General features: G+C 72.4%; 6 protein-coding genes and 1 pseudogene. 3 read left to right on the top strand and 4 right to left on the bottom strand.

Annotated elements, in window-relative coordinates; translation table 11 throughout:
- Positions 1–219: pseudogene (locus G3I60_RS36855) on the bottom strand (hypothetical protein); the annotation flags it as partial.
- A 118-nt stretch (positions 220–337) separates the two neighbouring features.
- Between G3I60_RS36855 and G3I60_RS36850 the strand changes: the two are divergent.
- Complete coding sequence (locus tag G3I60_RS36850) at positions 338–868, top strand: DUF1203 domain-containing protein (protein ID WP_164294741.1); 531 nt, start codon at positions 338–340, stop codon at positions 866–868.
- 70 nt (positions 869–938) lie between these two features.
- Here the strand turns inward: G3I60_RS36850 and G3I60_RS36845 are convergent, their stop codons facing one another.
- Both G3I60_RS36845 and G3I60_RS36840 read right to left on the bottom strand, forming a co-directional pair.
- Complete coding sequence (locus tag G3I60_RS36845; protein ID WP_138353748.1) at positions 939–1,460, bottom strand: hypothetical protein; 522 nt, start codon at positions 1,458–1,460, stop codon at positions 939–941.
- A 119-nt stretch (positions 1,461–1,579) separates the two neighbouring features.
- Positions 1,580–2,227, bottom strand: a complete 648-nt coding sequence (locus G3I60_RS36840) for a response regulator transcription factor (RefSeq protein WP_138353747.1) — start codon at positions 2,225–2,227, stop codon at positions 1,580–1,582.
- Positions 2,228–2,489: 262 nt separating this feature from the next.
- Between G3I60_RS36840 and G3I60_RS36835 the strand changes: the two genes are divergently transcribed.
- Positions 2,490–2,693 carry a hypothetical protein gene (locus tag G3I60_RS36835; protein WP_164294742.1) on the top strand — a complete coding sequence of 68 codons (204 nt, stop codon included), beginning with the start codon at positions 2,490–2,492 and terminating at the stop codon, positions 2,691–2,693.
- Between the two features lie 50 nt (positions 2,694–2,743).
- Here G3I60_RS36835 and G3I60_RS36830 read toward each other — a convergent pair whose 3' ends face one another.
- Entirely contained in the window at positions 2,744–4,033 is a 1,290-nt protein-coding gene (locus G3I60_RS36830) for a sensor histidine kinase (RefSeq protein ID WP_164294743.1), read from the bottom strand.
- A gap of 216 nt (positions 4,034–4,249) precedes the next feature.
- Between G3I60_RS36830 and G3I60_RS36825 the strand changes: the two genes are divergently transcribed.
- A complete protein-coding gene (locus G3I60_RS36825) occupies positions 4,250–6,469 on the top strand; it encodes an MMPL family transporter (protein ID WP_164294744.1) in 2,220 nt (739 codons plus the stop codon).
- Positions 6,470–6,482 lie beyond the last annotated feature (13 nt).

The raw sequence follows: 6,482 nt of genomic DNA, 5'->3' as shown, positions 1-6,482 counted from the left end.
TTCCGATCTGGCGACCGGGTCGGGCGCGCGCCGCCCGCGCGGCAGCGCCCGCTGCACGAGGGTGTGCGCGGCCAGCACCCTGCGGTGCCGGCCGAGAGCGGCCGGCAGCGTCAGATACGCCAGCCGCACCAGGTGCGGATAGTTCTCGACGATCGAGGCCTCGGCCTCCTCGACCTCGACCTCCACGGGTCCGGCCGCTGTCGCTTCCGATGTGTCCACACGCCGTCAAACGAGTGAATGGTGCGATGGTCACTCAATGCGCCGCGCGTCGCGTCCCCCACAGCGCGACGTCCGATTCCCGCCGGATCCCGGCCGCGTCCGGAGCGATCGTCGACCCATGACCATCACCCACGGGACCACGGCCTTCCGCACCTTCGCCATCGACCCGGCCCTGCTCACCCGCCTGCGGGACACCGACGACGCGGGCCGGGCGCCCGAGCTGAGCACCGACGAGGAGGGCGGCGCCCCGCTGCGCTGCTGCCTGCGGCACGCGGCGCCCGGCGACCGGATCGCGCTGCTCTCGTACGCCCCGCTGCGCCACTGGGCGGCGGAGACCGGCGCGAACCCGGGCCCGTACGTGGAACTGGGGCCGGTGTTCGTGCACGCCGACGCCGACGGCTGCCCCGGCCCGCCGTCCGACGCCGGCTACCCGCCGGCGATGCACGGCACCCAGCGGGTCTTCCGCGCCTACAGCGCCGACGGCCGCATCCTGGGCGGGCGCCTCGTCCGGATCGGCCACGACGAGGCGGCGGCGGGCGCCGCGGACGCGGAGCTGGCCGCGATGTTCACCGACCCGGAGGTCGCCCTGGTGCACGTCCGCGCAGTGGAATTCGGCTGCTTCCTGTTCGCGGTGCGCCGCGCGGGGTGAATCCCCGGACGTGTAAAGGTGCGGGCGTGTGCCAGGCGTCGTGGGCCAGGCGGGACTTGCGCAATACGCCCTAGTGGCCCGCGGTGAGCTTGACGAGTACGACGGCCGCGCCGATCGCCGTGTCCAGCGTGCCGGCGACCAGCGCGGCCACCATGCCGCCGCCCATCCGGACACCGGCGAGGAAGCCCCAGGCGAAGAGCCCGACGACATCGACCGTTGCGGCGGCGACCAGGGCGGTGTGCAGGGCCATCGCCCCGGTCGCGGACACGCCGATCAGGATCAGCGGGCCGGCTGCGCTGAGCAGCAACGGGCTGCTGACGTAGAGCAGTCGGCGGAACTCCGGCCAGGTGGTGGAGCGGTGGTGGACGGCCCGGTGCCCCTGGTCGTCCGCGACGAGGGTGGCCAGCCACAGGCCGAGCGAGGTGGCGGCGACGGACACGGCCGCGTCGCCCGCCGCCAGGTCGTCGACCATGGTGAGGCCGACGACGACGGCGATCATGGTGATCGTCGCGTAGATCCGTTCCTTGAGCCGTTCCGCCATGGTCTCGGTGACGTCCTCGGCAGGGACTCCGGGGGGAGGTGTCTCGTGCATCCGGTCAGTCGAGCACGGCGGCGGCCGCCCGCGGGGCGGCGCCGCGCAAGGAACTCAGGACGGGTCCGGCCCAGGAACGGCCGGGCTCAGGAACGGTCCGGCTCAGGAACGGTCGGGGCTCAGGAACGGTCCAGGTAGGCCAGCACGGCCAGCACCCGGCGGTTGTCGTCGTCGGACAGCGGCAGGTCGAGCTTGGCGAAGATGTTGGACGTGTGCTTGGCGACGGCCCGTTCGGTCACCACCAACCGCTCCGCGATCGCGACATTGGACCGGCCCTCGGCCATCAGACCCATCACTTCGCTCTCGCGCGGCGTCAGCTGTCCCAGCGGCTCATTGCGCACATTGCGGGCCAGCAGCTGCGAGATCACCTGCGGATCCATCGCCGTACCGCCGCCGGCCACCCGCCGCACCGCGTCGATGAACTGGTCCGCGTCGAACACCCGGTCCTTCAGCAGATAGCCGACCCCGCCGCTGCCGTCGGCCAGCAACTCCCGGGCGTACAGCTGCTCCACATGCTGGGAGAGCACGAGCACCGGAAGGCCGGGGATCTCGCGCCGGGCGTACAGCGCCGCCTGCAGTCCCTCGTCGGTGAACGACGGCGGCAGCCGCACATCCACCACCGCTACGTCCGGCCGCAACTCCACCAGGGCGCGCTGCAGTTCCGGCCCGTTGTCGACCGCGGCGGCGATCTCGAAGTCGTACGCCTCCAGCAGCCGGACCAGTCCGTCGCGCAGCAGGAAGAGGTCTTCGGCGAGGACGACGCGCACGGCAACTCCAGGGTGGCGGGGGGCGGGACGGTGCTGGGCCCCGCCGCGCTGTCGGCGGGGCCCTCCCGGCGCAGCCAGCGCTGATGGGATACGGCCACCGTAGCGGCCACCTCTGACAACCGGTCCGAGCGGGCGGATCCCACCCCGCCCCTTCACACCCGTCACACCACCTCGCACCCGTCCCGTACGCGACAGTGAATCTTCATCCAGCTCTTCATCCCGCCTCACACGGCTGTCACACCGCTACTCCACAGTGAGGGGCATGTCCGTCCCGCCACCGTCCGCCTCCGACCAGAGTCCGGTGTCCGCGGCGAACGAGGCGATCCGCCGCTTCGTCCGGGAGCGTTCCAACGTGGCCTGGACCCGGGCCGAGCTGGCGGAACTCGACCGGCTCCGCCGCGCCTGGCGCCGAGCCGGATGCGGCGACCGGAGCGGCGACCGGACCGGAGACCGCAGCGGCCCCTGACCCGATAGGGGGTCGGAGGCCACTCGCGACGTGAGGTCAACGGTCCGGCGCTAGCGCACCTGGTTCGCCGCCGGGGCGGCCGGCGCGCACGGGAGTTCCATCGTCACCATGGTCGGGCCGCCCACCGGGCTGTTCACGGCCAGGACCCCGTCGAACGCGCCGAGCCGGCGTTCGATGCCCTGCAGACCGGTGCCGCGGGAGACATCGGCGCCGCCGCTGCCGTCGTCGGTGACCGAGACCCGGAGCATGCCGTCCTCGTGCCGCAGATCGATCCAGATGCGCTCGGCGCCCGAGTGCTTGGCGGCGTTGGTGAGGAGCTCGGAGACGGTGAAGTAGGCGGCCGACTCCACCGGCGCCTCGAAGCGGCCGGCCAGGTCGACGTTGACGTCGGTCGGGATCGGGCCGCGCAGCGCCAGCGCCCTGACGGCGTCGCCGAGTCCGCGCTCCGCGAGGACCGGCGGGTGGATGCCGCGCACCAGGTCACGCAGTTCGGTGAGGGCGTCGGCGGAGGACTGGCGGGCCTCGGAGAGGATCTTCCGGGCCTTCTCCGGGTTCTGCTCGAGGAGGTGCTCGACGATGCCGAGGTTCATGCCCATGGCGACGAGCCGGGCCTGGGCGCCGTCGTGCAGGTCCCGTTCGATGCGCCGGAGCTCGGCGGCGGAGCTGTCGACCGCGTCGGAGCGGGTCTCCGCCAGCCGGGCCACCCGCCGCTTGAGCGCCTCCTCCTGTGCTGCCGGGGTGGGGGCGAGGAAGGCCCGGGTGAGCAGGGCGTGGCGGTGCAGCAGCGTCGGGGAGAAGCGCAGACCGAGCAGGATCCAGACGGTGCCGAGCAGGGCGGCGAGGACGGCCGTCGTCTGGTCGGAGACCGGGATGAACGCGTACCAGTACGTCCCGCCCGCCGTCACGATCGGCCGCCACACGGAGGCGGCGAGCACCCAGCCGAAGGCGCCCTCCAGGAACAGCCCGGCCGTGAGGTACGCGAGGATCGCGCCCGCCGTCATGTCGACCAGCAGCCACTGCAGGTCACGCCAGGTGGCGGGGTCGGTCAGCACCCATTCCAGCCGCCGCCAGCTGCCGGCGATCCCCGGCCGGAACTCCGGTGCGGGGCGGTACGGGCGGGCGATCTCGACACCCGACCAGCGCAGCGCCAGCTCCCGGCGGTGGTCTGCCCGGTCGCGCACCCTGGCGATCATCCACGGGGTGGTGAAGATGCCGATGCCGAGGCTGATGAAGGCGATCGACAGCACGGCGAACACGAAGAGGACGATCGACTCGACGAGGCCCAGTGCTGCCAGGGCGAGCCCCCTGATACCTGCGAGTCCCGCGTTGCGGATGTTCATGGCCGCCCTCCCCGTTCGGTCCACCGTCTGCGTCGCCATCTTGGCACCACCCGGTCTGCCGACGGCGTCCGCGCAGGTCACTGGCGGTGGCCCCCCAGGGGGGTGTACCTGGCGCCACCATCGCGACCGGGGGTCTGGACGGCTGGGGGCGGCAGCGCCGAATTCCTACCTTCAAGGGGTCGGAAAAATCTACTGAATCCTTGGGGGAGCGACGAGATGAAGGACAATCTCGCGGCACGGCTCGGTGCGTGGAGCGCCGGTCACCGCAAGACGGCGATCATCGGCTGGCTGCTGTTCGTGGTGGTGGCCTCGGTCATCGGCGGCATGGTCGGTACGACGCAGATGAAGTCGTACGAGAACGGCGCCGGCGATTCGGCCGCCGCCGACCGGATCCTGGCGGAGCACGGCCTGGAGCACCCTGCCGGGGAGATGGTCCTGGTCCGCTCCGAGGGCCCGGGACAGTGGAAGGCGGCGGCGAAGGCGGTCGCCGAAGGGGTCGGCGCCACCGGCGAGGTCGGGACCGTACAGGCGGCGCTGCCGTCCCAGGACGGCCGTTCCGCGCTGATCCGCTTCGAGATGAAGGGCAAGCAGGAGGACGCGGGCGACCGCGTGCAGCCGGTGCTCGACGCCGTGCAGAAGGTCCGCGACGGCCATCAGGACGTCCTGATCGACGAGTTCGGGGACGCCAGCGCCGGCAAGTGGCTCGGCGACGTCATCACCAAGGACTTCGCGAAGGCCGAGTGGACGGCCGTCCCGCTCGCGCTCGGCATCCTGCTGGTCGCCTTCGGCGCCCTGGTCGCCGCGCTGCTGCCGGTCGGGCTCGCGGTCACCGCGTTCATCGGGGCCGGCGGGCTGCTGGCGCTCGGCAGCCACAAGCTGCACATCTTCGAGTCCACCAGCTCCGTGATGCTGCTGATGGGCCTGGCCGTCGGCGTCGACTACTGCCTGTTCTACCTGCGCCGCGAGCGGGACGAGCGGGCCGCGGGACACGACGCCGAGACCGCGCTGCGGATCGCCGCGGCCACCAGCGGCCGGGCGGTACTGGTCTCCGGGCTGACGGTCATGGTCGCGATGGCGGGCATGTTCCTGTCCGGCCTGCTGCTCTTCAAGGGCTTCGCGATGGCGACGATCCTCGTCGTGTTCACCGCGATGCTCGGCTCGGTGACGGTACTGCCCGCCCTGCTGTCACTGCTCGGCGACCGGGTCGAGCGGGGCCGGCTGCCGCGCTTCGGCCGCGCGTCCCGGGCCCGCCGTGCCCACAGGAGCCGGCATCCCGCGGGCCGTATCTCCGGCGCCGTGCTGCGGCCCGTCATCGCCCGGCCCAAGATCTTCGCGGTGCTGGGCGCCGGAGTGCTGCTGGCGCTGGCCGTCCCCGCGCTGGGGATGCACACCGAGTCGCTGGGCATGGACAAGCAACTGCCGGCCGACGCCCCGCTGCGCACCGCCTTCGAGCAGATCACCACGGCCTTCCCCGGCGGTCCCGCACCGGCCAGGATCGTCGTGCAGGCCCAGGACATCGAGGCGCCCGGCGTCAAGGCCGCGATCGCCGGCTTCACGGCGAAGGCCGCCGCGTCGGACGAGTTCGGCAAGGGCGTCACCACCGCGGTCCACGCGGAGCAGGACATCGCGGTGATCGAGGTGCCGCTCGCGGGGAACGGCAGCGACGCCGTCTCCGAGCACGCCCTGGCCACCCTCCGCGACGACCTGGTGCCGCACACCCTGGGCCCGGTCGCCGAGCACGCCTACGTCACGGGTGATCTGGCCGGTTCCGTCGACTTCAACGGCCAGCTGAAGAGCGGCATCGTCCCGGTCTTCGTCTTCATCATGGGCGTGACGTTCCTGCTGATGCTGTTCAGCTTCCGCTCGGTGACGGTGGCGGTCACCTCCATCCTCCTCAACCTGCTGTCGGTGGGCGCCGCGTTCGGTGTCATGACCGCGGTCTTCCAGCACGGCTGGGGCGCGTCCCTGGTCGGCACGGAATCGGTGGGCGCGATCGAGGGCTGGATGCCGCTGTTCGTCCTGGTGGTCCTGTTCGGCCTGTCGATGGACTACCACGTGTTCGTCGTGTCCCGGATCCGCGAGGCCCGCGACCGGGGGATGAGCACCACCGAGGCGGTCCGCGACGGGGTGCGCTCCACGGCGGGCGCGGTCACCAGCGCCGCCGCGATCATGGTCGCGATCTTCGCGGTCTTCGCCACGCTGTCGATGCAGGACATGAAGCAGATGGGCGTCGGCCTGGCCGTGGCGGTGTTCCTGGACGCCACCGTGGTGCGGGTGCTGCTGCTCCCGTCGGTGATGGTCCTGCTCGGCGAGCGCAACTGGTACCTGCCGCGGTGGCTGGGCCGGCTGCCGAAGATGTCCCACGGCGAGGAGGCCGTCCCGGCCCCGCCCGCCCGGGACGCGTACGCCGCGGGCGCGCCCACCGGCGTCCGCTGAGCACCACCGGCGA

It is taken from the genome of Streptomyces sp. SID13666, from assembly GCF_010548325.1.
Lineage (GTDB): Bacteria > Actinomycetota > Actinomycetes > Streptomycetales > Streptomycetaceae > Actinacidiphila > Actinacidiphila fildesensis.
This window is presented reverse-complemented; position numbering and strand designations above follow the sequence as displayed.